This window comes from Jiulongibacter sp. NS-SX5 (genome assembly GCF_052828545.1).
In genome coordinates this window covers 62,412-88,643 of sequence record NZ_CM128248.1, presented here as the reverse complement: position 1 = coordinate 88,643, position 26,232 = coordinate 62,412, and the positions used below count along the sequence as shown (strand labels likewise).

Below are 26,232 nucleotides of genomic sequence, written 5' to 3'. Positions count from 1 at the left end.
GTTAGATGACTTCACAGCCATCTGTTATTTGTACGGTATAGGTTTCAGGGGTTCTTCCATAAACATCTTCAAATTTCTGGTGAACCGCCTTTATAGTCTCATTCGTATACTTTTTTGAAATAACATTAATGGTGCAGCCACCAAAGCCACCTCCCATCATTCTGGCTCCATATACACCATCCTGGCCTTTTACCGCCTCCACCAGAAGATCTAGCTCTTGACAACTAACTTCATAATTCTCTGACAGACCCGAGTGGGTTTCATACATGAGCTGACCAAAAGTTTCTAGTTCACTATTCTCCAGAGCCTCGGTCGCTGCCATCATTCGCTCAGTTTCAGAAATTACATAGAAACATCTTTTGTAGACGGTTTCAGAAATTTCTGATTTTATAGTTTCTAACTGAGCCTTTGAGGCATCTCTCAGACTATTGATTTCAGGGTATTTTTGATTGAGAACTCTTACCCCTTCTTCGCACTCTTCTCTTCGCTTATTGTACTCAGAATCAGCAAGGTTATGTTTAACTCCTGAATTAAAAAGCACTATATCTACATCGTCAAAATCGAAGGGAAGGTACTGATGCTCCAGAGCCCTGCAATCTAGGCGGATCAAGTGCTTTTCTTTTCCGAAGAGAGAAGCATACATATCCATGATGCCACACTTTAGTCCGGCGAAATTATGTTCAGCATTTTGAGCGATTTGTGCTAAAGTGAGTCGGTCTAACTCTAAATCAAAAAGAGTACTTAGAGCGTAACCCATTCCGCTTTCAATAGCAGCAGATGAAGACATTCCTGCTCCCAAGGGCACATCACCCCCAAAAGACAGGTCAAACCCTTTCAGTTTCTCAGGAGCTATTTTTTTTACTTCATCAATTACCCCCAGCAGAAAGTTAGCCCAGTCTTTTGATGATTTTTGTATAGAATTTAAACAAGTTTCAAAACTGTCTTTTAAGTCAAAAGAATAAAGCCTCACCACTTCATCTTCTCTGGGCCTAAGGGCGAAATAAATGGCTTTATCAACAGCCGCAGGTAATACAAAACCATCATTATAGTCTGTATGTTCGCCAATTAAATTTATACGACCCGGAGCCTTTATCAATAGTGACGGCTCAATAGAATACTTTTTGAGAAATGCCTCCGCAATTTGTTCGGAATTCATTTGGATTTACATGCTCAATTGAAAATTGTAAAGTTGACAAATTTAGGACCTCAAATGTACAAAAAAACTATGCCAACATGGTCGGCATAGTTTAATACAGTCTACCTAAATTTTAACCTCATTAAGTTCACAAAAGTGTATTTGAGTACGCTTAGGCACTTCAAAACAAACTGTCTTGCTCCTTGTTGAGATTGGCCTAATACAAATCTAAGAAGACAAAACTTGACTTCGTATAATTTTTTCACGTAATAGTACAATATATTATTGTGCAAATGTTTGCACAATACCTTGAAAGTATATTTCTTGCATGTGCAAACGTTTGCACATTTATCTTATTTTTTTCGCATTTATTAATATTAACGTCAGCATGGCAAAAAGCAAAGCCACCTTAAAAGCGATTGCAGATGAATTGAGAATCTCTATCAGTACTGTATCCAGGGCTCTCAAAGACCATCCCAGAATAAGTAATGAAACAAAAAAGAAAGTTAAAACATTAGCTAATAAACTGCACTATGTGCCCAATCCAGCAGCTATGCTGCTCAAGCAAAACAAAACGTACACTATTGGTGTCCTCTTACCTTCTTTAAAAGAGGAATTCTTTTCCTTAACTATCTCGGGAATAGAAGATCGACTGATTCCAGAAAACTTTCATGTGGTCATTAGTCAGTCCAGAGACCAACAGGAACGTGAAAAAAAGATGATCGAATCATTCATTATGAGTAGAGTAGATGGTTTGATAGCTTCCGTGTCTGCAGAAACCAATCATTATGGTCATTTTAAACTCCTGGAAGACTATGGAATACCGGTGGTGTTTTTTGATAGAGTTCCCAGAAACTTTAATGCTCATAAAGTGAGGAGTAGTGTAAACAGAGGAGCCAAAGAGGCTCTTCACTTCCTGGTATCGAAAGGTTTACAGAAGATTGCATTGATCAATGGCCCGGGAAACCTACAGGTAAGTGATGAACGACTAAATGGTTATCTGGAAGCCGCCATGGAACATGGCATTAAAACAAGCCCTAAATACATTAAATCTATCAATCTGACCCGCTCAGATACCGAAGCAGCTATAGATGAACTTCTTGCTCTAGATGACAGACCAGAAGCCATCATCACCTTCAATGATTATATTGCACTTTATGCCATGGCTGCCTGCCGTAAAAAAGGAATCTCGCCGAATAAAGACATCTTATTTGTAAGCTTTGCAAATTTACCCATCACAGATTACCTCGAGAACCCTCCTGTGGCTTCGGTAGAGCAGTTTGCCTATGATATGGGGCACAAAGCCGCTGATTTATTACTCAGCTGCATAAATGATGAGAATGAACAAGTGGACTATAAAGAAATAGTAATAGATACAGAGTTAATCATTCACTAACTTTTGCCTCCTTTTTCTTGCGGTACAAACGCAGTGCATAGGTACTGGTTAGTACGAATAGAAAACCACCGATAAGGCCAATTTGCCATAGTTTAATCAGACTCTTTTGACGAAAAGGCTGTGAAATTTCTAACATCTGATCTACCTCCACATTGGTCATTACCTGCTGATCAGCACCTGTCCAAAAAACAATAAGTGAGTCTACTTTCTCTATTTCTCCCAGGCCAAAATGTGCTATAGCCGAATTTTGAGAAATGTGGCTGGAACCTCCTCCATCTATTTCTTTGATAAATGTTTTACCGCCAGCTCTAAGCTCAATCAAAGAACCAAAACCATTGGCTTCAGAATTTGTCCCTTTCAGAGCCACTTTTAACCAGTGCCCTTTTGAATCTTCGTTGCGGAAAACCTTAGTTCTGGAAGCCACAGGATAACCATTATAAACCGGCTTTTGATTGACCACTATCAAGTCCATATCTCCGTCATTCTCCAAGTCAATCAAAGCAGAACCACGACCCATTCCGTAATCATTTAGCCCCTTGACTCTAGCCATCTCCTGAAATCTACCACCCAGATTCTCAAAATAGAAATCTGCCATTGGAGTACAATTAGGATTGAGATCACCATTGGCTACAAATAAATCGAGGTCTCCATCATGATCAAAGTCAGCCCAATTGGCACCCCAGCTAATAGAAACAAATGCCATTCCCAGAGGTTTGTGCATTTTCTTAAAGGGCTTGTCTTTACCCTGGTTTTGCATCAACTGGTTGAACTTGATATTGGTGGCGTAATAATCCATTAGGCCGTCATTATTGAAATCTCCAGCCGCTGAGCCCATGGCGTTTATGCGTAGATTAATTCTTTTCTCACTTGCAACATTTTCAAAGCTTTCCTCAGGGAAATTATTGCGAAGCAAAAGGTTAGGCGTACGCTTGTAACCAAAATCATGACTAACCAAGAGGTCCTGATCTCCATCGCGGTCAAAATCTGTAAAAAGACCTCCAAAGCCAAAACCCTTCATATCTAAACCATAATCTTCATAAACATCTTTGAAATACTCACCGTCGATATTTAGTAATAAATTACCCTTGGAGGTTTGGTTGGCTCCTACTACGGTGGCATCATTGATTTCAGTGAGTTCTCCTTGAAACTGATTGAAGTAATTTGCTATGTACAAATCTGTGTAGCCATCTCCATTAAAATCACCAGCAGAAGCTCCGGTACTGAAGCTGTTTATTTGATCTATTCGGTAAGCTTTTGTTTCATCTGTAAACTGACCATTACCTCTGTTTAAGAATAGTAAATTATGTGCCCGGGGAATTTCGTTTGGGTTTTCTTTGACATTGATCGTTGTCACAAAAAGATCACGCAGACCGTCTTTATTAAAGTCTGCTGATATAACACCTTGTGTTACAAAACCTTTTGTTACTTCCAGTCCACTTCCATCAAAAACGTTTTTAAAAGTGCCATTCTGTTGGTTTTGATACAATACGTCATCATTCATTCCACCGGTGATATAGAAGTCTTCAAAACCATCGTTATTGAAATCAAAAACACATACTCCACCACCAAACATTCCCTCGTAAACTCTGAATTGGTGGTCTACTCCTATTTCCTCAGTAACATCAGTAAAGCTGGTTTGAGCAAAGCCCTTCATCACGGATATGCTCAATAGAAAGATGAATCCGAAGCGAAAGACTACTTTTTCCATTGCAGATTATTTACGTTTTGAGCTATTCTTTTACCTTCTTCTAGACCGACCTCATTATCCTGAGGACAATGAATACCACCGTAGAACCTGGAATCTGCAGTCTCCTGGGCAGCCTCCCAAAATGAATTGAAAGTCCTTGGCTTAAAGTCCACATCCCTTACATGATCTCTTTCTCTGTTTACATGAGAACTATCTGTAAAAGTGAATGGCTCATACAAATTTTCAAGAACTGTAGCCATAGCCCCGGCATTTATAGCATGACCACTCGGAAATGCCGGAAAGGGTGGGTCTGGCCAGAAAGATTCCCATTCTTCGTCAATAAACTCGGGTATAAACGTATTAGGCCTTTCAGAAAAGAAGTGATATTTCCATTTCCAGCAGTTTCTGAAGGCATCTGCTACCGCCATACCTACTCGTGCATAAGTCATCGCAGACTCAATCAGATTCTTATCATAATGCTCTACGGCTTTACTCGCCATGTAAAAGGAATGCCCGGGCGGCGTGAAAGTATCATCAGGATCATCACCCCACCAAATGGCCACTTCTTTATCTTCCTGAGTTAAAGCTTTATCCTGCTCATAAACAGCCAGATATTGCTTATAGTAGGCCGAACCTTTAGAAGGATTATACCTGATCATTTTAGGCGTTTTGAGGTTGTCATTTTTCTTTAAAAAGGTCCTGTTTTCTCCCCAATAAGGATGTAAAGGATGATGACTAAACGACTGTGCATACAAAGGCGGTTTCCAAGAACCCGGAAACTCAGGGTGTTTTAGTTCTTTGTCAAAATTATGTAAATAGGCACGGTGACCACCGTCCGTTTTAGACCATTCGTAGATAGCCAAGGCTATATTCTTTCCAAAAGTGGCTCCATTCTCTACGGCCTTCACGTCAGCATTATCACGGAGACTTTTGTAAATATGATTTTCCAGCGAATCTATTTTCAACTTATTCTCGTCTGAGGTCTGCATATAAAGTCCATGCAGAATTTCAGCCTGAGCAGCGTTAAATGAGGCCAGCCAATTATAATCTTTTGATGTTTCCGGTTTGGGTAATTCTTCAAGTCCATTGAGTTGGGACTGTACAGACTGATACTCCGGATAACCATGTACCACAGACTCATACATGGTTAGTCCACTGTAACCAATAGCTCTGGAGGCATAGGTGGGTGAGTTTGCGGGAGTATACTGTGTCAGATATAAAGTCATATCTGCCCAGGCACTCACAATCTGCTGTTCTGTTAATTCTTGCGTTCTTTTTCTACAAGCCGTTAATACCACTAAGCAAGACAGGAACAAGGGGTAAAAATTCCTACCTTTCATTTATTTCTTTTTACTTCAATAGATATCTCAAAAGGGGTTTTCCGTTTCTTCCTATGATTAGTTGATCATTTATAATTAGAGAAGAACGTACGTCTCCTTTGATGCTTAAACCTGATGCACTTTGTGCAATATACTTAAAATCGCCTTTGGAATTTCCTTTAAGAAAGACTCCATAATTACTGGAAAAGCTACCAAAACGAAGCTTGGTACGGCTATTATTTCCCATCATAATCAAGTCCTGATGCCCATCTTTATCTGCATCCAAAACCTCAATAGCATAAATAGGGGAATTCTGAACTTCTGAAGGCAACTCCACAGCTTTGTATGTGCCATCTTCCTGACTCAAATAAATCACAGTTTTCATAAATGATGCCGAGAGTTTTTGAGAGTTTTCGATTTGCCCATCGGTTAAAATTTTATCCAAACCTACAGATGCAAAACTCTCAAAAGTAGTGAATTGAGATTTCCAGGAAGGCACCTGATTAGCCAATTCATCACGGGTGATATAAGGATATCGTTTCCCTTGAATATAAAATGTAAATAAAGGATCTATGGAGCCATTTCCATCATAATCATCTGCGAATAACTCCAATGGCTCATTTTCGGAGGCTTTAAACTGGGTATTTAAGCCCATATTACCAGCAATGATATCAGGTCTTCCATCTTTATTTAGGTCAGCTAGTTTTAAGGTATTCCACCATCCATTTGGCGATGTACCAATATATTCGGAAGTTCTGTTTTCTAGCTTTCTATCGATTAATTTGAAAATGGTCAATGGCATCCATTCTCCGGCCAATATCAGCTCAGGAGTATCATCTTTATCAAGATCTGTAAAAGAAGATGAGCTTACCATACCAATAAACCCCAGCTCTTTACTAAAGTCTAAAGTTTTGTCAGTGAATTTCCCGGTGCCGTCATTTATTAGTACGTATGATCTTGGGATAGTAGGATATTTGCCCGGAACGTTTCTTCCTCCTACGAAAAGATCCTGAGCCCCATCGCCATTCAAGTCGGCAGCACTGACTGTGGCAGTTGAAGTGAACATTTCCGGTAGCCCATCTGACTTGGTAAAACCTCCTTTACCATCATTCAGATAGATTCTATCTTGAAGACGAGTATCGTTTTCTTTAAAATCATGATACCCCCCACTGCAAACATAAAGATCCTGATAACCATCAGCATTAAAATCAGCAAACAGAGCCTTGGTGTCAGTAGAAGCCGCATCTATTGAAAAGTCGTTCTTTGAAGGCTTAAAAGTACCGTTTGTGGTTTGTAGGAGTAATTGTGATGTTTGCACGGCATCACCCCCTACAAAAACATCTTCTAGGCCATCGCCATTGACATCTGCCTTTGCCAAAGCAGGACCTTCAAAAGATAACCCATGTATCAAAAGTGACTGTCTGTCATAATCACGGGCTACTCTAGACTTATGTGTAAACGGTAAGGTTTTTTGGTCAACAAATAATGGCGAATCCAACATCTGCTTTTCACCAGGCTCTGAGGCATTTTGATAATCAAGTGTCAATTGTTGATTTGCCTTGATATTCGTGAGCCTTTGAATTTTGCCATCTGGCCAAACTACTTTTAATTCATCAATCTGATCCGTGTCTCCTAAGCCAAAATGCAAAACTTTAGTGACAGCTGAAAGGTATCCTCGGTAAGGATTTTGCTCTAGTTTTTGAGTAATATCATGATACCTTATCTCAATTTTTGCACCTAAACCATCAGGATTTAGTTCTGAACCCTTAAGCTTTAGTTTCAAATACTTTGACTCGGCTTTATTCTCAAAAACAAATGCTGCTTTATTGATATTATTGACCACCAAATCCAGATCACCATCATTATCCAGATCAGAATAAACAGCTCCATTGCTATTAGCAGACTCTTTCAAACCCCAGCTTTGAGATACATCCTTAAACCCTTGAGTTCCATTCCCTTTAAAAACATAGTTATTGACATTTGAAGAAGGCATTTTTTTAATAATCTCTAAAACATCCTCACGCTTCAGCCTACCTTTCTCCTGAACGAAATCATCCATATACTTGATAAAATCAAGATTTGTATAATCTCTGAAATAGCCATTCGTGATATGCAGATCTTTCTGACCATCATTATCAAAATCTGCCAATAAAGCAGACCAACTCCAGTCCGTATTAGAAACATTCATCTGCTGCCCTACTTCACTAAAGGTACCGTCTCCATTATTTTGCTGCAGCATATTACGCATGTACTGGTAATAGAACCCTGACCGTACATTTAAGTCAAATTTATTCCACTGATCAGGGGCAAGAAGAAGCTTCTGTCTGCGATTATCTTCTGGCAGCATATCCAGTGTGAAAATGTCTACAAGTCCATCATTATTATAATCAGCCACATCATTCCCCATTGAGAATAGACTCGTGTAATTGACACTCTCAGCTAATGAGTTCTTGAACTTCCCTTCACCTTTACTGATATATAAATAGTCAGGTACAGAATAGTCGTTAGAGACATAGAAATCTGGCAAACCATCTTCATTAAAATCAGAGATACCAAGACCTAAGCCATAGCTAAGTGCCGATCCGTTGATTCCACTTTGAGTTGTTTTATCTGTAAAATGACCATTATTATTTTCAAAATAACGGAGCCCTTTTTCAGGGTCATCCTTAGCCATCAATTGTCTAGTGCCTGCTTCATTGAGTAATGGCAGATTTTTAGGATTATGATTAAGCAAAAGCATATCCACATCACCATCTATATCGGCATCAAAAAAATAAGCCTGATTTGAAAAAGCGGTACTTGCCAGACCATAGGCCTCTGCTTCCTCTTTAAAAGTCGGGAAACCATGTTCGTTATTCCCTTGATTTATAAACAGCTGGTTTTGTCTTTTTGCTGGCGGCAATGCCCCGGAGTAACACAAGTAAATATCTTGCTTACCATCGGCATTAATATCTACAACGGATACGCCCGTTTTCCAGGGTCCTGACCTTCCTGCAGCACCTGATATTCCCGTGATGTCCTGAAACCTAAAATCGCCATTATTCTGATAGAGTTTATTCTCTCCCATATTTGATGTAAAATAGAGATCATCCAGTCCATCTCCATTGAAATCTGCAGCGGCTACTCCCCCACCATTATAAAAATATTCATACATCAGAATATTTGTATTCAGGCCTTCGGTGAGGGTATTTTGAAAGTTAATGTTTGTTCGTGTGGGGTAATGTAGCGTAAATAAACCGGCATCACTACCAGTTAATTCATTAGTCTGATTTTCATTCCTGTCACAAGAAAAAAATAGTGCTATAAATAGCAGTATGAAGAGTTTTCCTACAGTTAGTTTGGGTCTTGACATCTGGAGTTAAAAGTAAAAAAATCTATCCCAATTTTCAGGGATAGATTTTTCAATTATTTGATATTTTGTAATGTACTAGTATCCAGGGTTTTGAACTAATAGTTCATTTCTGTTCACTTCAGCTCTCGACAGAACTCTGTAGTACATTTTATCATCCCATGTACGGGTTTCGTTGGTTGTCTCATCTACCACACTGTATGTATAATCATACACTTCAGGATCATACTTGTATGGTGAGTGAGCTGTCGCCCCAGACTTCAACTTGGCTCTGATATCAATTCCTTTGATACCTCTACCTAGTGTTTCCGGAGCAATCATCCAACGTCTGGCATCATGGTAGCGATGCTCTTCATAGACCAATTCAACACGTCTTTCGTTAATAATACGAGCCCATAAGTCAGCTCCTGTATCATTAACCGCAGGCATACCTGCTCTATATCTTACTTTATTCAGCCATGCTCTGGCTGATTCTTCATCACCTGTTTTAAAGGCTGCTTCAGCATAAGAAAGAGCCATTTCAGTTACCCTGATAAAAGGCCAAGGAATCACCTGTGCATTAGACTGGTTATCAGCAATTGCAGGATCTGCATCGATAAACTTATGCGTATAGTAATGTGTACGCGTTCCGTTCCAGTCTTCAATTACAGACTTACGGGTATCAATACCATTAATTACACCACCGTTACCATCATCGTAGAATCCGGTTTGAATTTGATCGTAAGGATCAAGCGGAGCCACATCAGCCGGTCTTGGCTTCCAGGTAGCACCATCATATAGTACGGTAGCGTAGAAACGAGGATCTCTGTTGTCATAAGGAGCAGAAGCATGCTCGCTATTGTTCCAATCAAACGAAGAACCATCCATCATTTCGTAATCATCAACCAGCTGTTGAATAGGCGTATTACCAGCCCAGTTATGGTATCCGTTTGGTCCGTTATTGATACCATAGTGGATACCACCTAATGGCCACGCGTCTTCTTGCGTATAAAGCGGCGTATGCGTTCTTTCAAAAATCAATTCTGCTTCTGCAGCAGGATCTCCGATAGCCGAACGACCACCCATAGCTATTGACTTATAGTTTGATCTTCCTTCTTCAGCAGAAACAGGAGAGTTTAAGTCAAGCTTATAACCTGGCATTTGGTCTAAAACAGCTTTAGCAGCATCTTTAGCCGCAGCATATCTTGATGTCTGATCGCCTGAAGTGTAAGCTACAAGGGCGATATCAGAATAGCCGGCAAGCGTAGAAGATTTGCTCTGAGCAATACCTGCATCATGCAAGTCACTGGCAGCATAAAGAAGAACTCTCGCTTTAAGAGCCATAGCCGCAAGTTTAGAAGCTCTACCTGGTATTCTTGATTTACCATCAAGCAAGCCAGCAGCTTTATCTAAGTCACTCACAATAAAGTTAACACACTCTTCATAAGTGCTTCTGGCTACATTATAGTCCTCATCAAGACCATAAGGTCTGTCAATTAAAGGAACACCACCATAGAATCTTACCAACTGCTGGTAGTAATAAGCTCTCAAGAAATGAGCTTCTCCTAATAGACGATCTTTCAAACCTTGATCATCAAAAGTAGCATCAGGAAGATTCTGAATGGCTGTATTTGCCTGACGAATAGCCAGGTACATATTGCCCCACTCATAAGTTCCTGAAACCCATGCCACGTTATTCGGGCTTTCAGTACCTTCAGTGAAGGTATTGATATTTCTACCCGAGTGAGTAAACATTGCTTCATCAGTGTAAGCAGCTAAAGCCTGCTCTTCAAATCCACCATACCCTAAGAAAGAGTACACATTGAAGATAAATGCTTCCGCTAACGGACCATCTGCCCAGGTAGCTTCACTGGAAATTTTATCTAAAGGCTGTGTATTCAGGAAGTCTGTGTTACAGGAGAAACTCACTGCCACAAACGCCATCACTATGCCTATTTTCTGTTTTATATTCTTCATTGTTTCATTACAGTTTAGAATTAGAAAGTAATACTTAAACCTGTGTTAAGTACTCTACTCTGCGGGTAGTACTGCCCACTGCTTGAGTTAAATTCAGGATCAAACACATCCTGAGCAGCAATGGTAAAGACATTCAAACCATTCACGTAAAGACGTGCATTACCCAGTCCTACTCTTTCTGTAAGCGTAGCAGGTAAGGTGTAACCTAGTTCAATGTTCTTCAAACGAACATAGTTCTTGCTGTATAAATGGTAAGTGTTATTACCGTAGTTACCACCAGTGTAATACGTGTCTCCTCTACTTGCCAGACGTGGGCTTGTAGAACTTGGGTTATCAATAGACCAACGGTTCTCGTAGTCATATCTCAGGTAGTTCCCAATGTCACCAGACTCAGTTTGTACTCTGATCACCGCTCCCGTAGCTCCCTGGAATAAGACTGACAAGTCAAAATTCTTATAATCCAGGTCTAAAGTAGCACCAAAGTTAAATGTAGGTGTAGTGTTCTTATCATAACGAATAGCATCATCACCATCGATAATTCCGTTACCATCGTAATCTACAAACTTCATATCACCCGGAAGTAATTGACTAGTTACAGCACTATAATCAAGTGTGTTCGCATCAATTTCTGCAGCATCTCTAAATACTCCGTCAGAAATGTATACCAAAGGAGCACCGATTGGGTTACCTTCTTGTCTCTGATAATCAGGAGCACCCGGCACCTCATCCATGAAAATGATCTTGTTTTTAGCAAAACCACCATTCACGCCAGCTCTAAAACGAAGGTCTCTCTTAGTGCTACCATTATAGCCCAGTGCAAATTCAAAACCTTTGTTTTCAACCTGACCCGCATTAACAGGAGGAAGAAGAGAACTGATACCAGAGGAAGCAGGCGTAGAACCTGTTTTCTGAATCAAAATCTGATCTCTTTTATTCAGGAAGTACTCTAAAGTTAAGTCTACTTTATTATTGAAGAATCCTGCATCTAAACCAATATTTAAGTTGTTAGCTCTCTCCCATGTAAAGCTTGGGTTAGCAAGTCTTGTTTCTGTCAAAGTATTAACTACAACATTATTGATCGGGTATTGACCAAAGCCATATGTAGATAAATAAGCGTACTCTTGAAGTTCATCATTATAGAACACCTGATCATTACCCATTTGACCGTAAGACCCTCTTAGTTTTAAGAAGTCTACACCACTAACATTAAAGAAATCTTCTTCAGAGATGTTATATCCAAGAAGTACCCCAGGGAAGAAACCGAATCTATCAGCTTCAGGGAAGATGTATGAACCATCATATCTCCAGATAAACTCTGCAAGGTATTTTTCTTTATAGTTATACTGGGCACGACCATAATAACCTAGACGAGCTCTCTCGTAGGCAGAACCTCCCGTTTGTTGTCCTTCAGTACCACCAGCAAAAAGCTGATCGATGGCCGAAGAAATATAGTTTCTTCTGTAAGCCTCAAAGTTTTCCCCTTCAAAAGTCTCACGAGTTACACCAGCTAAGAAGTTTAGGTTATGAATACCGCCTTGAAGCGATTTATCATAGCTTAACATAGCGGTAGCATTGGTATTTAAAACAGACTCATAACGCTGACGAAGACGAGGATCTGTAAAGTTTGATCTGGTAGCTCCTTCAAGAACAGGAAGACCATCCGCACCTACAGTTTCACCATCCCATTTCCATAATTTCCATGGAGTTTCAAAAGTCTTTGTTATTCTGTTTTTCTTATCAATAGCACCTGATAAAGTTAATTTCAAACCATCAATCCAAGGGTTGGTGATGTTGATTGCTCCCTGAGCTTGTGTATAATCGGTAGGATCATCCACATAACCTGTGGCATTTGTAGTCACCGTATAAGGGTTTTGACCATTTTCAATATCAGGACCCGGAAGACCATTTGGCCATACGGCAGGCTCGTTAGGACGACCACGCATTAGCATTCTGAAGATAGCTCCTGAACCTACCGTTGGGAAAGTTCTCGCTTCTCTTCTTACCAAAACTCCTAAACTGGTATTGATGTACTTATTGATGTTAGCATCAAGGTTAGTTCTGAAGTTATACTGATTGTACTTAGTTGCTGAGTTATTATAGATCGCTTGCTGGTTAACTATACCCATTGATGCCATATATCTGATTTTCTCAGCACCACCACTTATTTGTAGGTTATGTCTTCCTTGAGGAGCCCAGTCTCTGAAAGTATCATCATACCAGTCAGTATCAGGGTAGAACCAAGGATCGCTATTACCAGTACGATATCTTTCTACCAAATCAGACGGATATCTTGAGTTGATAGTAGCTACACCTTCAGTTGGCGAATCGTACTCTCCAGTTGCCTGAATTGACTCCCAAGCAGCCCCCCACTCATCTACTGGTACAGTTTTGTAAATTGGAAGCTCATTCATAATGCTCATGTACTCATAAGCATTTGACATTTGAGGAATAGTACCCGGCTGAGCAAAACCTTGATTAAAGTCGTAAGAGATGGTTGGCTTACCAGACTTACCTCTTTTGGTGGTAATCAGGATAGCACCGTTGGCAGCTCTGGCACCATAAATAGCAGCCGAGGCATCTTTCAGGACTGAAACTGACTCAATGTCTTTCGGATTTAATCTCCCAAGACCTCCGTCTCTGTCAGGAATACCATCAATTACGATTAGCGGGCTACTGTTCCCCAAGGTGTTAGTACCTCTAATAGAAACAGAAGCTCCATCATAACCAGGCTCACCACTTGTCTGAATCACTACCAAACCTGGCAGACGACCAGCAAGCGAGTTTGACATATCAACAGCAGGAGATTTTACAATCTCAGCACCTTTGATAGCGGTCACCGCACCGGTTACAGTTACTTTTTTCTGTGTACCGTAACCAACTACTACCACTTCTTCAAGGGTACCTGAGTCTGGTCCTAAGGCCACATTAATTACAGATTGGGATCCTACAGTCACTTCCTGACCTTCGTAACCCACAAATGAGAATACCAGAACTGAATTAGCACTGGATACAGTTAAAGAATACTTCCCATCTACGTCAGTGACAGCTCCATTAGTGGTTCCTTTCTCTGTAACGTTTACACCAGGCATTCCCATGCCAGTTTCATCTGTTACAGTACCGGAAACCTGCTGGGCAGCATTGACATGCAGAGCAAACAGCATTAGACAAAGTACTGTCAATACACTTTTAGAAAATGAATTCCTGCCAGAAAATTGAAGTATACCTTTGCCTACTTTCCAAAAAGTAGATCTTTTTGTCATACAACAAATAGTTTAAGGTGATTATACTTTCTTGCAGGCCGTCTAGGTAGTAATAGGTTGCGGCAAATTTAGGAATATAACCGTGTAATACTGTACTTATTGAATATATTTTCAACACTTTTTGTGATATTCGCCGCTAACTTTTCACATTTCGCTGAAATTCAAGACTTAACGTTAACCATATACGTAAACCATTTCTTAACTATGAAAATTGCTAAACTATTACTTATTTTATCTACTCTAATCTTCTCTATTTCAGCTTGTACTCAGAAAGAAGAAGACCAATGGATAGATCTATTTAACGGGAAGGATCTTACCGGCTGGGATATCAAAATTTCAGGCTATGAACTGAATGATAATTACAAAAATACTTTTCTGGTAGAAGACAGTATCATTAAGGTTAACTATGCTGAATACGATACATTCACGAATGATTACGGACACTTATACTACCACAAACCTTTTTCGCATTATCGCCTAAAAATGGAATACAGGATTTTTGGAGAACTAACTCCGGGCAGCCCGTATTATGCCGAAGCAAACAGTGGAGTCATGCTGCACTCGCAATCAGCGGCGAGTCAACAACTTGATCAAGGCTTTCCTGCTTCTATTGAAATGCAATTCCTCTCCAGAATTGATTCTTCAGACAGAGCAACGGGTAACCTTGCGAGCCCGGGCACCCATGTGGTTAAAGACGGAAAACTATGGACAGACCATATGATGTATTCTGATGGACCTACTTTTGGGGATGAATGGGTGAGCGTGGAAGCCATCGTATTGGGTGACTCCATAGTTCATCATGTAGTAGAAGGTGACACAGTATTGACCTACCAAAACCCTCAAATAGGCGGCTGGGAAAATGAAGAGGACCAAACCGACTGGGTAAAAGATAGACAATGGTTTAAAGACAATAAGGGAATGCCACTGAAAGAAGGTTATATTGCCCTGCAAGCTGAGGGTCATCCAGTATGGTTTAGAAACATCAAACTTTTAGACTTAAGCGAAAAGTTTAAGAAGAGCGAATAGCTAATGTGACAAATATCATTCTCTGTAGCTGGAGAATTATGGTATTTGCCATACACAAAAAGCTTTTTGGGTGTAACTTTGCCCACCATCCGAAAGCTGGGTGCTGTTTATGAAAGAAATTCTGGCTTTATTAAAGAAAGACCTGACACTGGAGTGGAGAAATAAATACGCCTTCAATGGCATGATCCTCTACCTCGTATCTACAGTTTTCATTTGTTATTTAAGCTTCAGAATTAAGTCAAATGAGCTAGGTCCTATTGTATGGAATACGCTTTTCTGGATCATCATTCTTTTCACGGCTATTAATGCCATTTCTAAGAGTTTTACTCAAGAGAATCAGAACAGGCAGTTGTACTATTATACTTTGGCAAGTCCGGAGGCGATAATCCTCTCAAAGCTGATATATAATGTACTTTTAATGCTATTTCTCGCCATTATTGGCTTTGGAATTTATCTGGCCTTTCTGGGTAACCCGGTTCAGGACATGCCCCTGTACGTAGGCTCTGTTGTTTTAGGTGCTTTGGGCTTTGCAGGCACGCTTACATTGATTTCTGGAATTGCAGCGAAAGCTGAAAACAGCTCGTCCATTATGGCTCTTTTGAGTTTCCCGATCATCATACCGATGCTCTTAATGCTTATGAGACTTTCAAAAAATGCAATGGATGGCCTCGCCTTTAGTGTGAGCAGAGATGAAATATTAACTTTGCTCGGCTTAGATATCATAGTGATAGCTTTGAGCTATATTTTATTTCCATTTTTATGGAGAAGCTAAATAGAAAATACGATAATGACAGTAAAAAATAGCTGGTGGAAAATCTTGGGAGCCGTAATTCTGGTTTACGTCTCATTTATGGGTTTGGTGGGTGATGTGCCAAGACAACCTATCCTCAATGAAACCATCAGAAATGTGTACTTCCATGTGCCTATGTGGTTTGCCATGATGATTCTGATGACTATCTCTGTATGGAGATCCATCCAGTACCTCAGAGGTGGCGACATTATAAAAGATCAGCAAGCCTTGGCTTTTGCCAGTACTGCATTTTATATGGGTGCAATTGGTTTTATCACCGGAGCCATCTGGGGTAAATTTACCTGGGGTTCTGCCCTTCCGGCTGATCCTAAGTTAATCGCCGTTGAAGTGGGTTTATTGATTTATGCAGCATACTTCATTCTCAGGGGCTCTTTTGAAGATGAGCAAAAAAAAGGTAGACTATCTGCCGTTTACAATATTTTCGCATTTGCGGCATTTATGCCTCTTGTCTGGATTTTGCCTCGCATCACAGACTCCTTACATCCGGGAAATGGGGGTAATCCTGCCTTTGGCAAATACGATATGGATAGCCAGATGAGAATGGTATTTTATCCTGCAGTTATCGGTTGGATACTCGTTGGTATCTGGATAGCCAGCCTGAAAGCGAGAATCATCAAATTAGAATACAATAAATTTAACAAATAATGTTTTTAAACATCATTCTGGCTCTTTTAGCCCAATCGGAGGTCGAAATGGCCGATGGCCTAAGACAAGATGGAAAATTCTGGGTAGTGGTTTCTGTAATTTCTGTAGTAACTCTCGGAATTTTGATCTACTTGTTTTTGTTAGATAGAAGAGTAAGCAAACTCGAAAAAGAATAAAATGAAGAAGTCTCATATCATAGCTTTAGTGGTTATTGCGGTAGCGGTGGCCATGATCATATCTACTGTTGGAGATGCTAGCACCTATTCAGATTTTGGAGCAGCCAAAAAGCTGGCTGAAGGCGGCAACACAAATGATGTTCACGTAGTGGGAGAGCTCAAAAAAGATGGACAAGGAAATATCATGGGAATGGTATACGAGCCTTCTATTAATCCAAACAGATTTGAGTTCATGATGATTGACTCATTGCAAAATGAATCAAAAGTAGTCTTTAACAAACCAAAACCTCAGGATCTTGAGCGATCTGAGAAAGTGGTAGTTGTAGGTTCTATGAACCTTGACCAGCAATATTTTGAAGCTGATCAAATACTCCTGAAATGCCCTTCAAAGTACAATAATGAAGGCTTAGAGGTGGAACAAACAGCAATGAAAATCGATTAATGATCATCACACAAACAAAAGGTTTAACTACAGCTTCTGTACTTCAAGAATTAAGTACTGGTGAATTATCTTTTGCCTTGTGGCGAAGCCCTTCAGAAAAGCAGATCCATATTTTGGTTTCTCTCAAAGAAGAGCAAAAAATCAAAAAAAATGATCTGGATGAACTCCCGGAGGGTTTTCTGATGGCTCCTTTCAGAGATGATCAGCCTTCTTATTTTATTGAAGCAGATTTACATTTTGAGATAAACTCATTAGAAGAACAATTACCTGACAAAGCTCTTCATTTCTTTAAAACCCAACTCCAAGGCGGCGGGCAATCAAGAATCACTAATGAGAAGATTGAGCCTTTGGCCATTTTTTCAGACCCTCAGGAAAAAGAAGCGTTTGAAAGTCTGGTCAGACACGCTATCAATAAAATAAAAGAAGAAGAAGAAGACTTCCTGAAAGTGGTTTTGTCCAGAAAAAAGGAAGTCAAATTGCCCGAGGGTTTTGACGGAATTCAGCATTTTCAAAAGATTACCGAAAAGTATCCTTCACTTTTCTGCTCTTTAGTTTATCTACCTCAGCAATCACAAACATGGATCGGTGCTTCGCCAGAAACACTCGTTTCGCAGAATGAATTTGGCACTTTTGAAACTATGGCGTTGGCGGGCACACAATCGGCCTTTGATGCTAATGGCAAATCAATATCCTGCCCGGAAGCACTTTGGTCTCAAAAAGAGATAGAAGAGCAAGCCCTTGTCAGCAGATACATTATCAACTGTTTTAAAAAGATCCGTGTAAGAGAGTTTGAAGAAATAGGGCCGAGAACGGTTCAGGCCGGCAATCTTCTTCATTTACAAACGAGATTTAAAGTAGATACAGAGCGTATTAACTTCAGTCAGATGAGCTCTGTTATGCTAGATCTACTCCACCCCACTTCTGCTGTCTGTGGAATGCCCAAGGATATCGCACAGCAATTCATCCTTGAAAATGAACCCTACAACAGAGGCATGTATAGTGGTTACCTTGGACCTGTCAATGTCCAACAAAAGACGAATTTATATGTCAATCTAAGAAGCCTTTGTATCTCAGAAGGCTCCATTCAGCTCTATGCAGGCTGCGGTATTACGGCAGACTCCAACCCCGAAAAAGAGTGGAATGAGACAGAAATGAAGCTGAAAACAATCCTGGCTTAAGTCCTGTCAAAATCGCCATTCATCAAGAAAGTCTTCATTTTTCGATTTTTTTTTGTAATATTATTCCAACAAACAAACAGGAAAAGCGAATTAGGCGTAACAGCTTAATTTACAACACTTTAATCGACAAAACGAAATTAGAACAGAAGTCCTGACCTCTTTCATTTCCATTCTTTTCCGAAATCATTTTCGGAGTTTGGCACGGTTCATGAGAAAGCATAGTCAAAACTGTCCTAATACGATTTGAAGAAACTTGACTTACGATGCAAAAACTTACATTCAGCCAATCACTACAACAGAGACTCTCACCCCAGCAGATTCAATTTATTAAACTGCTGCAAATTCCAACTGCCGAGCTAGACCAACGCATAGAAGAAGAACTGGAGATCAATCCTGCCCTTGAAGAAGGAAAAGAAATGCAGGAGAAACAGAAGGAAGAAGAATATGGTGAAAGCTCAGAACAAGACGATTATGCAGATGATTTTGCAGAGTATGATAGCCTGAGTGCTCATGAAACAGTAGACATTAAAGACTACATGAGTCAAGATGACTACTCGGGTTACAAAATGTATAGTGACGGATGGGATGATGAGAGGGAAGCTCTTCCTGTAGTTTCTATTAACAGTTTAATGGAGTCTTTGGAAGAACAATTAGGTTTCATCAAGCTGAGTGAAAAAGAAGAGACTATTGGCAAGCAACTTATCGGCAGTATAGATGACGATGGATACATCAGAAGACCTGTTAGATCTATCTGTAATGATCTGGCCTTCGGTCAAAACCTGTACGTAAGCGAAGAAGAAGTAGAGGAAGTATTAGAGAAAGTACAGAAGTTTGAGCCGGCTGGTATTGCTGCAAGAGACTTGAGAGAGTGTCTACTGCTTCAATTGGAGAGAATGAACTGCCACACTGAAGAGTGTAGAAACGCCATTACCATTATTGACCATTACTTTGAAGAGTTCACCAAAAAGCACTTTGAAGTCATCAGAAAAAGATTGGGCGTTGAAAATGAAGACCTAAAAGAGGCTATAGACCTGATCACTAAGCTAAATCCAAAGCCAGGTGGATCTACAGGAAATGAGAGCACAGCCAAATACCTGATGCCTGATTTCATAGTTACCTCTGAAAATAACAAGTTGGAGATTATTCTAAACTCTAAAAATGCTCCGGAATTAAGAGTTAGCCGTTCATTCTCTGATATGCTTGACACTTATGATAAGAGTGACAAGAAAAATAAGCAGGTAAAAGAGACGGTCACTTTTGTAAAACAAAAACTAAATGCGGCCAAATGGTTTATTGACGCCATCAAACAAAGACAGCAAACTCTTCTTAGAACCATGGAGGCTATCGTGAAATATCAGGAAGAATTCTTCCATGATGGAGACGAAAGCAAACTAAAGCCAATGATTCTTAAGGATATTGCAGAGAAAATTGACATGGATATCTCTACAGTATCACGTGTAGCCAACAGTAAGGCTGTACAAACCGACTTTGGTATCTACCCACTAAAATATTTCTTCTCAGAAGGTATATCTACCGAGTCTGGAGAAGACGCCTCTAGCCGTGAGGTTAAAAACATTCTTAAAGAACTTATTGATTCAGAGCCGAAGCACTCACCGCTTTCTGATGACAAACTAGAGAAACAATTGAAAAAACGTGGTTATAAAATTGCTCGAAGAACTGTAGCAAAATACCGCGAGCAATTAAACATTCCTGTGGCACGCCTAAGGAAACAATTGTAAACAAAAAGGCTTCCTAAGAGAGTTTCAGATGCTATATTTGCTATCTGAAACTCTTTTTTTTTGAGCAGCAGAGCCGCAAAAATCATTTCCTATCTTTTTTTCCCGGGTTTACTCCCAACCTATCTGCTTGCTGTACTCTATTTTACAGTTCCATACCTGGTATCTATTGAAGCCTACGGTGTGCAGTCCAGATTATTATTATTGTTTTTTGTATTGCTCTATACCTTTATTTTTCCTGCGGTCATGATATTTTGGCTCTATAAAAGAGGAAGAATTCAGTCCATCACACTGGATGAACCAAAAGAAAGGAGAATCCCATATCTCATCACTGCCATTAGCTCAGGTTTTCTCGCTTATTTCTTTGCTCAGAAATCGTCAATGCTCTATCCTTCAGCCTTATTGATTGGCATGATAGTTTTGGTGATAGTCATTGTAACATTGATCAATTTCCGATGGAAAATCTCTGCCCATGCGGCAGGAATAGGAGGAGTGTTGGGAGCATTTTTTATGCTCAAAGTAAGATATGATGAAAGCTTACTGACCTACCCTTTTTATGCTGCATTGATTATTGCCGGCTTGGTATTATCAGCTCGATTAAAATTAAACGCTCATTCACCTTTACAGCTTATAGCAGGACTGGCTACAGGACTGGTAGTAAGTGTTATAGGATCACTTTATATTTAAAATGGAGAAAATTATCATCGGTACCAGAGGAAGTAAACTTGCACTATGGCAAGCATACTACGTGGAAGAAAAACTCAAAGAAGCTGGTGCTGAAGTAGAGATCAAAGTCATCCATACCAAAGGAGATAAAATTCTTGATAGGTCTTTATCTAAAATTGGTAGCAAGGGTGTTTTTACCGAAGAGTTGGAAGATCAACTTCGAAATGGAGAAATTGATATCGCCGTTCATAGTGCCAAAGACTTGCAATCTAGCCTAGATGATGATTTTGAGATCATTGCATTTACAGAAAGAGAAGAAGTCAATGACGTATTGGTAAGTCATAAGGATATTTCAATAGATGATGAAATAACTATTGGTACCTCCAGCACCCGTAGAGTCGCCATGCTGAAGGCCTATTTTCCGCATGTAAGTATTGTGGATATGAGAGGCAACCTACAGACCAGAATTGCCAAAATGGAGAATGGTGATTGTGACGCCTTACTCCTCGCATACGCAGGAGTCCATAGAATGGGATATCACAATAAAATCAGAGAGAAGCTTTCCTTAAAAAAGTTTACCCCGGCAGTTGGACAAGGTTCTGTAGCCATAGAATCGGCCAAAAGTTTAGATCCTGGGAAAAGAGAACTAATCATTAACGCCTGTAACCATCCTTTGACTGAAATTTGCTTAAGAGCAGAAAGAAGCTTTTTAAGAGAAATAAATGGTGGATGTAGTATTCCTGTATTTGGCTACTGCAAATGGTTTGACGACTACCTGCTTGAGCTAAATGCTGGTATCGTTAGTCTCGACGGCAAACAAATCATAAGAGTCAACACACTTCTGGATAACCCGGAGAAATTGGGAATTGACACAGCTAAAAAATTGATGGACCAGGGTGGTAAGGAAATTTTGCAGGAAATTCGTCAACAACTAGATCAAAACACATGAAAGAACGAGTAACAGGCCTTGGTGGCATATTCTTCAAGTCTGCAAAGCGAAAAGAACTGATGGACTGGTACGCCAAACATCTTGGTATCAGGATGGAAGAATGGGGTTCGGTTTTTCAATGGGACACTGAAGAAAGGCCTGCCAGAGATAAATACTCAGCTTTCAGCATTTTCGAGTCGAGTTCATCATATATGGAGCCTTCTAAGGCTGATTTCATGATCAATTTTCAAGTGGCCAATCTTGATGAACTTTTGGAAGTATTAACAAAAGAAGATGTTCATGTCTTTCCTGAAAGAGAAAATTCTGAATTCGGAAAATTTGGTTGGATTCTGGACCCCGAAGGAAGAAAAATAGAACTGTGGGAACCTTCACAAAATCAATAAACAAATGAAAAAACTACTTCTGCTTCTCCTGATTAGCAGCCCTTTACTTGCTCAAAAGATAAGCAAAAAAGACTACCTGTTAACCATAGAAACCACACAGGGGACTATGCACGCCGTGTTATTTGAGGACACTCCCAAACATCGCCAGAACTTCCTGAACCTCGTTGAAAAAGGATTCTATGAGGATTTACTTTTTCATAGAGTCATCAATGAATTTATGATTCAGGGAGGTGATCCTGAATCTAAAGACGCCCCTGCAGGAAAAAGACTTGGAAACGGTGGGGACAAATTACCTAAAGTACCTTTTGAGTTTACCCAGAAGCACATTCACCTCAAAGGAGCACTAGCAGCAGCCAGAAGTAATAATCCCAAAAAAGTATCAAGTGGCTGCCAGTTTTATATAGTCACAGGGAAACCAAGATCTGAAAGTGAAAGTAAAGCAATGGGTAATAAAATGGGCTTAAACTACTCAGACGAGCAGATTGAAGCTTATAAAACCTTAGGGGGAACTCCTTGGCTAGATAATAATTACACCGTTTTCGGAGAGATCATCGATGGAATTACCGCGGCAGATAAAATTCAAAAAGTGGAAACAGATGGGGCAGACAGGCCTCTTGTAGATCAAAAGTTTACTATTTCTGCTAAACGTATGAAGAAAAAGAAAATCACTAAACTCTACGGATACAGCTACGAATAAGCCATTGAATATGAAAAAAATACTCATTACAGGATCAAACGGCCTTTTGGGCCAAAAACTGGTAGACCTTCTCAAGACAGATGAAAACGTGGAGTTGATTGCCACGGCAAGAGGTCAAAACAGACTACCTTATTCTGATGGCTATACCTTTGCTCAAATGGATATAACCGTCGAAGATGAGGTTTCAAAAGTCATAGCCGAGCACACTCCAGATGTGGTCATCAATACCGCCGCCATGACCAACGTAGACCAATGTGAATCTGATAAGGATAATTGCTGGGCACAAAACGTAAAGGCCGTAGAGTATTTAATTGATGCTTGTAAAGCAAACAATGCGTTTCTGCTACACCTTTCAACAGACTTTATTTTTGACGGAAATTCAGGGCCCTATAAAGAAGAAGATGAGGCCAATCCCATCAGCTTTTATGGCTGGAGCAAGTGGGCAGGTGAGAAACTACTCCTTCACTCAGACATCAAATGGGCCATTGCCCGTACTGTATTGGTCTATGGTATTGCTCATGATATGAGCCGTTCGAACATCATCCTTTGGGTGAAAAAATCCTTGGAGGATGGCAAAAACATTAACGTGGTCACTGATCAATGGCGTACACCTACCTTGGCAGAGGATTTGGCGAAAGGCTGTGCTTTGATAGCAGACAAAGAAGCAGAGGGAATTTTCAATATTTCTGGTGAAGATTTGCTAAACCCATATCAAATGGCACAAATGACCGCTAATTTCTTTGATCTGGACAAATCCCTAATTAACGAAGCCGATGCCAGCACTTTCTCTCAACCTGCCAAGCGACCACCGAAAACGGGATTTGATATCAGCAAGGCCAAAAGCGTTTTAGGCTACCAGCCAAAAAGCTTTGAGGAAGGTATTGCCATCCTTGCCGAGCAAATCAGAAAGTAATTTGTAATTTGGAGGTCATGAACAAGCTAACATACCTCTTCACATTTTTTACACTTTACATTTCTTCTCAAGCCTTCGGTCAATACACCGTAGACGATAGCCTCATGGGAAGCTTAACACCGGAAAGGGTCTGGTGGGATCTCAAATACTATGAGCTGGATGTTGAAGTAGACATTGAGAACAAATTCTTTAAAGGTACAAATGTGGTACTTTTTAAGGCTCTGGAGAGTGGTAATACCATGCAGATAGATCTGCAGCCTCCTATGAAAATTACAAGTATTGCCAGAGGTGATGTGGCTTTGCAATGGAAAAAAGTGGGCAAAAACGCCTATCACGTCCTTTTCAATAGTGAAATACAAAAAGATCAACTGAGTGCCATCAAGATTGGTTTTGAAGGACATCCACATGAAGCGATGAATGCCCCGTGGGATGGCGGAGTGGTATTCACGAAAGATGATGAAGGCAGACCATTTGTAGCTACCGCAAACCAGGGAATCGGAGCCAGTATTTGGTGGCCATGTAAAGATCACCCTTCTGATGAAGTGGATAGCTTAAGAATATCTGTCACAGCTCCTGATGGTTTGTGGAATGTTTCTAACGGACGCCTGGAGTCCATGGAGCTGGACGAAAATAACAAGCGAACTACCACCTGGTTTGTCAATAACCCTATCAATAATTACGGGGTGAACATCAACATTGCCAATTATGTCAGCTGGTCAGATGTTTACCAAGGAGAAAAAGGCCCTTTAGATCTCTCGTTTTATGTTTTGCCGGAAAATTTGAGAAAGGCTAAAGTTCATTTCAATGACGCATACAGAACCTTAGAGGCTCTGGAGCACTGGTTTGGCCCCTACCCTTTCTATGAAGATGGTTATAAATTGGTTCAGGTGCCCTACCTGGGAATGGAACATCAGAGTTCAGTCACTTATGGAAACGGCTTTGTAAACGGTTATAAAGGCCGCGATTTATCCGCCACTGGCTGGGGACTAAAATGGGATTTCATCATAGAGCATGAAAGTGGGCACGAGTGGTTCGCCAATAATATCACCAATAAAGACAAGGCTGACATGTGGATTCATGAAGGCTTTACCAATTACTCTGAAAACCTTTTCACCGAATACTTTTACGGCAAACAAGCAGGTGCTGATTATGTGATAGGTACCAGAAGGTTAATCCAGAATGATACACCAATCATTGGAGATTATGATGTTAGCAAATCAGGTTCTTCTGATATGTATTATAAGGGAGGAAATTTGCTGCATACCATCAGACAAATCATAAATGACGATGACAAATGGCGTTCTATTTTAAGAGGACTAAACCGCGACTTCTACCATCAAACAGTTACTTCTGCTCAAGTTGAAAAATACATTAGCGAGAAAAGTGGAATTGACTTCAGTCGTTATTTTGATCAATATTTAAGAACCACCCAAATCCCTAAATTAGTGGTAATACCGAAAGGCAGAAAACTGTGGTACCATTGGGAAGATGCCATTGAAGGGCTTTATTTGCCTGTAGATGTACTCGTTGATGGTAAACCTAAAAGAATTTGTCCTTCGGCTAAGCCGCAAAAAATAAAAGCCTCCGCCCTTGAGGTAGACGAAGACTTCTATATCAATTTTGAAATGAGATCAGAAAGCTAGTACATCCGGAAGGTACTTAGCTGCTAAATCTTCATAATACGGCTTTAATGCTTTGGCATCTGGCGGGGTAGGCACTTTTGAGTAGAGGTCATAAGGATTAAACTTATCTACCCATTTAAATAGCTCGTGATCGTGCTGGCTCATGAGGTGATCATAGGCATGCTCTCTATGCTGAGGGTAAAACGAGTGATAACGTAGCATATATAAGCCTTCTTCAGGAAGATGATCTTTCATGATTTGGTAAATATATTCATCATGACCCCAGCTCATTTTCACATTATCCAAGCCACAGTTTGGTTCATAAACCCCGTATTTGGTGTTATATCGTTCATCAGTATGATCAGGATTATCAGCAAAAAACTCAGGATAAACGATCTTGTCTGAAAATTGACAACCGACTGGGAAGGTATCACCCACCACAGCCCATTGCGGCTCTCCAAACAGACAAAGCACTTTACCCAGATCATGTAAAAAGCCTGTAAGTACAAACCAGTCTGGGTGGCCATCTGCACGGATAGCCTCAGAGGTTTGTAACAAATGCTGAAACTGATCTAGGTCTGTATCAGGATCGCTATCATCAACCAGCGTATTCAGGAAATCTACAGCCTCCCAGATCGACATTTTCTTTTTGTCAAACTTCAAAAACTCAGACTCCTTCTCTTTAACAAAGTCATAGGTCTGATATTTATGATTCAATCGGTAGAATTCACGAACCGTGTTTTGGCGATCAGAATCTACATAATTTCTGTAATCTTCTTTGGCCTTAACTTCAGGCTCAGGATATCTTTTCAGCAGGTCATCTTCCCAGTGATCAAGATCTTCAAGAGGATTTTTTTCGAATTCGCTCATAGGTCATAAATTTTAA

Annotated in this window: 21 protein-coding genes; 14 read left to right on the top strand and 7 right to left on the bottom strand. The window is 40.2% G+C overall.

Annotated features, from left to right (window positions below; all coding sequences use genetic code 11):
* Position 1: 1 nt before the first annotated feature.
* Positions 2–1,156, bottom strand: coding sequence for a galactokinase (locus ACUXV0_RS00280; RefSeq protein ID WP_446191051.1), 1,155 nt, complete (start codon positions 1,154–1,156; stop codon positions 2–4).
* Between the two features lie 367 nt (positions 1,157–1,523).
* Here ACUXV0_RS00280 and ACUXV0_RS00275 point away from each other — a divergent pair, with 367 nt between their 5' ends.
* Entirely contained in the window at positions 1,524–2,531 is a 1,008-nt protein-coding gene (locus tag ACUXV0_RS00275) for a LacI family DNA-binding transcriptional regulator (protein ID WP_446191050.1), read from the top strand.
* On the opposite strand, the gene ACUXV0_RS00270 is transcribed toward ACUXV0_RS00275, so the two are convergent.
* The 5 genes from ACUXV0_RS00270 to ACUXV0_RS00250 form a co-directional block, all read right to left on the bottom strand.
* Positions 2,521–4,239 (bottom strand): CRTAC1 family protein, encoded by a 1,719-nt coding sequence (locus ACUXV0_RS00270; RefSeq protein WP_446191049.1) that lies wholly within the window; start codon positions 4,237–4,239, stop codon positions 2,521–2,523. The genes ACUXV0_RS00275 and ACUXV0_RS00270 overlap by 11 nt on opposite strands.
* Positions 4,227–5,558, bottom strand: coding sequence for a vanadium-dependent haloperoxidase (locus ACUXV0_RS00265; RefSeq protein WP_446191048.1), 1,332 nt, complete (start codon positions 5,556–5,558; stop codon positions 4,227–4,229). The genes ACUXV0_RS00270 and ACUXV0_RS00265 overlap by 13 nt, the downstream gene beginning before the upstream one ends.
* A gap of 10 nt (positions 5,559–5,568) precedes the next feature.
* The gene (locus tag ACUXV0_RS00260; RefSeq protein WP_446191047.1) at positions 5,569–8,889 is read right to left on the bottom strand and encodes a VCBS repeat-containing protein; all 3,321 of its coding nucleotides are present in this window, start codon (positions 8,887–8,889) and stop codon (positions 5,569–5,571) included.
* A gap of 75 nt (positions 8,890–8,964) precedes the next feature.
* Positions 8,965–10,842 carry a RagB/SusD family nutrient uptake outer membrane protein gene (locus ACUXV0_RS00255; protein ID WP_446191046.1) on the bottom strand — a complete coding sequence of 626 codons (1,878 nt, stop codon included), beginning with the start codon at positions 10,840–10,842 and terminating at the stop codon, positions 8,965–8,967.
* Positions 10,843–10,862: 20 nt separating this feature from the next.
* Positions 10,863–14,102 carry a SusC/RagA family TonB-linked outer membrane protein gene (locus ACUXV0_RS00250; protein WP_446191045.1) on the bottom strand — a complete coding sequence of 1,080 codons (3,240 nt, stop codon included), beginning with the start codon at positions 14,100–14,102 and terminating at the stop codon, positions 10,863–10,865.
* Positions 14,103–14,306: 204 nt separating this feature from the next.
* Between ACUXV0_RS00250 and ACUXV0_RS00245 the strand changes: the two genes are divergently transcribed.
* The 13 genes from ACUXV0_RS00245 to ACUXV0_RS00185 all read left to right on the top strand — a co-directional run bounded on the left by ACUXV0_RS00245 (position 14,307) and on the right by ACUXV0_RS00185 (position 25,367).
* Positions 14,307–15,128, top strand: coding sequence for a 3-keto-disaccharide hydrolase (locus ACUXV0_RS00245; protein WP_446191044.1), 822 nt, complete (start codon positions 14,307–14,309; stop codon positions 15,126–15,128).
* 109 nt (positions 15,129–15,237) lie between these two features.
* Positions 15,238–15,900: a heme exporter protein CcmB gene (locus tag ACUXV0_RS00240; protein ID WP_446191043.1), complete on the top strand. Its 663-nt coding sequence runs from the start codon at positions 15,238–15,240 to the stop codon at positions 15,898–15,900.
* A gap of 15 nt (positions 15,901–15,915) precedes the next feature.
* On the top strand, positions 15,916–16,584 hold the full coding sequence (gene ccsA / locus ACUXV0_RS00235) for a cytochrome c biogenesis protein CcsA (protein ID WP_446191042.1): 669 nt from the start codon (positions 15,916–15,918) through the stop codon (positions 16,582–16,584).
* Entirely contained in the window at positions 16,584–16,760 is a 177-nt protein-coding gene (locus tag ACUXV0_RS00230) for a CcmD family protein (RefSeq protein WP_446191041.1), read from the top strand. The genes ccsA and ACUXV0_RS00230 overlap by 1 nt, the downstream gene beginning before the upstream one ends.
* 1 nt (position 16,761) lies before the next feature.
* The gene (locus ACUXV0_RS00225; RefSeq protein ID WP_446191040.1) at positions 16,762–17,202 is read left to right on the top strand and encodes a cytochrome c maturation protein CcmE domain-containing protein; all 441 of its coding nucleotides are present in this window, start codon (positions 16,762–16,764) and stop codon (positions 17,200–17,202) included.
* Complete coding sequence (locus ACUXV0_RS00220; protein ID WP_446191039.1) at positions 17,202–18,380, top strand: chorismate-binding protein; 1,179 nt, start codon at positions 17,202–17,204, stop codon at positions 18,378–18,380. Before ACUXV0_RS00225 ends, ACUXV0_RS00220 begins: the two co-directional genes overlap by 1 nt.
* A 263-nt stretch (positions 18,381–18,643) precedes the next feature.
* Positions 18,644–20,119 carry an RNA polymerase factor sigma-54 gene (rpoN, locus tag ACUXV0_RS00215; RefSeq protein WP_446191038.1) on the top strand — a complete coding sequence of 492 codons (1,476 nt, stop codon included), beginning with the start codon at positions 18,644–18,646 and terminating at the stop codon, positions 20,117–20,119.
* A 60-nt stretch (positions 20,120–20,179) separates the two neighbouring features.
* Complete coding sequence (locus ACUXV0_RS00210) at positions 20,180–20,803, top strand: hypothetical protein (protein WP_446191037.1); 624 nt, start codon at positions 20,180–20,182, stop codon at positions 20,801–20,803.
* A gap of 1 nt (position 20,804) precedes the next feature.
* Entirely contained in the window at positions 20,805–21,731 is a 927-nt protein-coding gene (gene hemC, locus ACUXV0_RS00205; protein WP_446191036.1) for a hydroxymethylbilane synthase, read from the top strand.
* Positions 21,728–22,114, top strand: coding sequence for a VOC family protein (locus ACUXV0_RS00200; protein WP_446191035.1), 387 nt, complete (start codon positions 21,728–21,730; stop codon positions 22,112–22,114). The genes hemC and ACUXV0_RS00200 overlap by 4 nt, the downstream gene beginning before the upstream one ends.
* A gap of 4 nt (positions 22,115–22,118) precedes the next feature.
* Positions 22,119–22,811 carry a peptidylprolyl isomerase gene (locus tag ACUXV0_RS00195; RefSeq protein WP_446191034.1) on the top strand — a complete coding sequence of 231 codons (693 nt, stop codon included), beginning with the start codon at positions 22,119–22,121 and terminating at the stop codon, positions 22,809–22,811.
* A 10-nt stretch (positions 22,812–22,821) separates the two neighbouring features.
* Positions 22,822–23,724: an SDR family oxidoreductase gene (locus tag ACUXV0_RS00190; protein ID WP_446191033.1), complete on the top strand. Its 903-nt coding sequence runs from the start codon at positions 22,822–22,824 to the stop codon at positions 23,722–23,724.
* A gap of 17 nt (positions 23,725–23,741) precedes the next feature.
* Positions 23,742–25,367: a M1 family metallopeptidase gene (locus tag ACUXV0_RS00185; RefSeq protein ID WP_446191032.1), complete on the top strand. Its 1,626-nt coding sequence runs from the start codon at positions 23,742–23,744 to the stop codon at positions 25,365–25,367.
* Here the strand turns inward: ACUXV0_RS00185 and ACUXV0_RS00180 are convergent.
* Entirely contained in the window at positions 25,356–26,216 is an 861-nt protein-coding gene (locus tag ACUXV0_RS00180; RefSeq protein ID WP_446191031.1) for an inositol oxygenase family protein, read from the bottom strand. The genes ACUXV0_RS00185 and ACUXV0_RS00180 overlap by 12 nt on opposite strands.
* Positions 26,217–26,232 lie beyond the last annotated feature (16 nt).

Excerpts from the sequence above, each read along its gene's own strand:
- ACUXV0_RS00180 (WP_446191031.1), bottom strand. The coding sequence starts at position 26,216 with ATGAGCGAATTCGAAAAAAATCCTCTTGAAGATCTTGATCACTGGGAA.
- ACUXV0_RS00200 (WP_446191035.1), top strand. The coding sequence starts at position 21,728 with ATGAAAGAACGAGTAACAGGCCTTGGTGGCATATTCTTCAAGTCTGCA.
- rpoN (WP_446191038.1), top strand. The coding sequence starts at position 18,644 with ATGCAAAAACTTACATTCAGCCAATCACTACAACAGAGACTCTCACCC.
- ACUXV0_RS00265 (WP_446191048.1), bottom strand. The coding sequence starts at position 5,558 with ATGAAAGGTAGGAATTTTTACCCCTTGTTCCTGTCTTGCTTAGTGGTA.
- ccsA (WP_446191042.1), top strand. The coding sequence starts at position 15,916 with ATGACAGTAAAAAATAGCTGGTGGAAAATCTTGGGAGCCGTAATTCTG.
- hemC (WP_446191036.1), top strand. The coding sequence starts at position 20,805 with ATGGAGAAAATTATCATCGGTACCAGAGGAAGTAAACTTGCACTATGG.
- ACUXV0_RS00245 (WP_446191044.1), top strand. The coding sequence starts at position 14,307 with ATGAAAATTGCTAAACTATTACTTATTTTATCTACTCTAATCTTCTCT.
- ACUXV0_RS00185 (WP_446191032.1), top strand. The coding sequence starts at position 23,742 with ATGAACAAGCTAACATACCTCTTCACATTTTTTACACTTTACATTTCT.
- ACUXV0_RS00250 (WP_446191045.1), bottom strand. The coding sequence starts at position 14,102 with ATGACAAAAAGATCTACTTTTTGGAAAGTAGGCAAAGGTATACTTCAA.
- ACUXV0_RS00195 (WP_446191034.1), top strand. The coding sequence starts at position 22,119 with ATGAAAAAACTACTTCTGCTTCTCCTGATTAGCAGCCCTTTACTTGCT.
- ACUXV0_RS00230 (WP_446191041.1), top strand. The coding sequence starts at position 16,584 with ATGTTTTTAAACATCATTCTGGCTCTTTTAGCCCAATCGGAGGTCGAA.
- ACUXV0_RS00255 (WP_446191046.1), bottom strand. The coding sequence starts at position 10,842 with ATGAAGAATATAAAACAGAAAATAGGCATAGTGATGGCGTTTGTGGCA.
- ACUXV0_RS00275 (WP_446191050.1), top strand. The coding sequence starts at position 1,524 with ATGGCAAAAAGCAAAGCCACCTTAAAAGCGATTGCAGATGAATTGAGA.
- ACUXV0_RS00260 (WP_446191047.1), bottom strand. The coding sequence starts at position 8,889 with ATGTCAAGACCCAAACTAACTGTAGGAAAACTCTTCATACTGCTATTT.
- ACUXV0_RS00190 (WP_446191033.1), top strand. The coding sequence starts at position 22,822 with ATGAAAAAAATACTCATTACAGGATCAAACGGCCTTTTGGGCCAAAAA.
- ACUXV0_RS00240 (WP_446191043.1), top strand. The coding sequence starts at position 15,238 with ATGAAAGAAATTCTGGCTTTATTAAAGAAAGACCTGACACTGGAGTGG.
- ACUXV0_RS00280 (WP_446191051.1), bottom strand. The coding sequence starts at position 1,156 with ATGAATTCCGAACAAATTGCGGAGGCATTTCTCAAAAAGTATTCTATT.
- ACUXV0_RS00225 (WP_446191040.1), top strand. The coding sequence starts at position 16,762 with ATGAAGAAGTCTCATATCATAGCTTTAGTGGTTATTGCGGTAGCGGTG.
- ACUXV0_RS00220 (WP_446191039.1), top strand. The coding sequence starts at position 17,202 with ATGATCATCACACAAACAAAAGGTTTAACTACAGCTTCTGTACTTCAA.
- ACUXV0_RS00270 (WP_446191049.1), bottom strand. The coding sequence starts at position 4,239 with ATGGAAAAAGTAGTCTTTCGCTTCGGATTCATCTTTCTATTGAGCATA.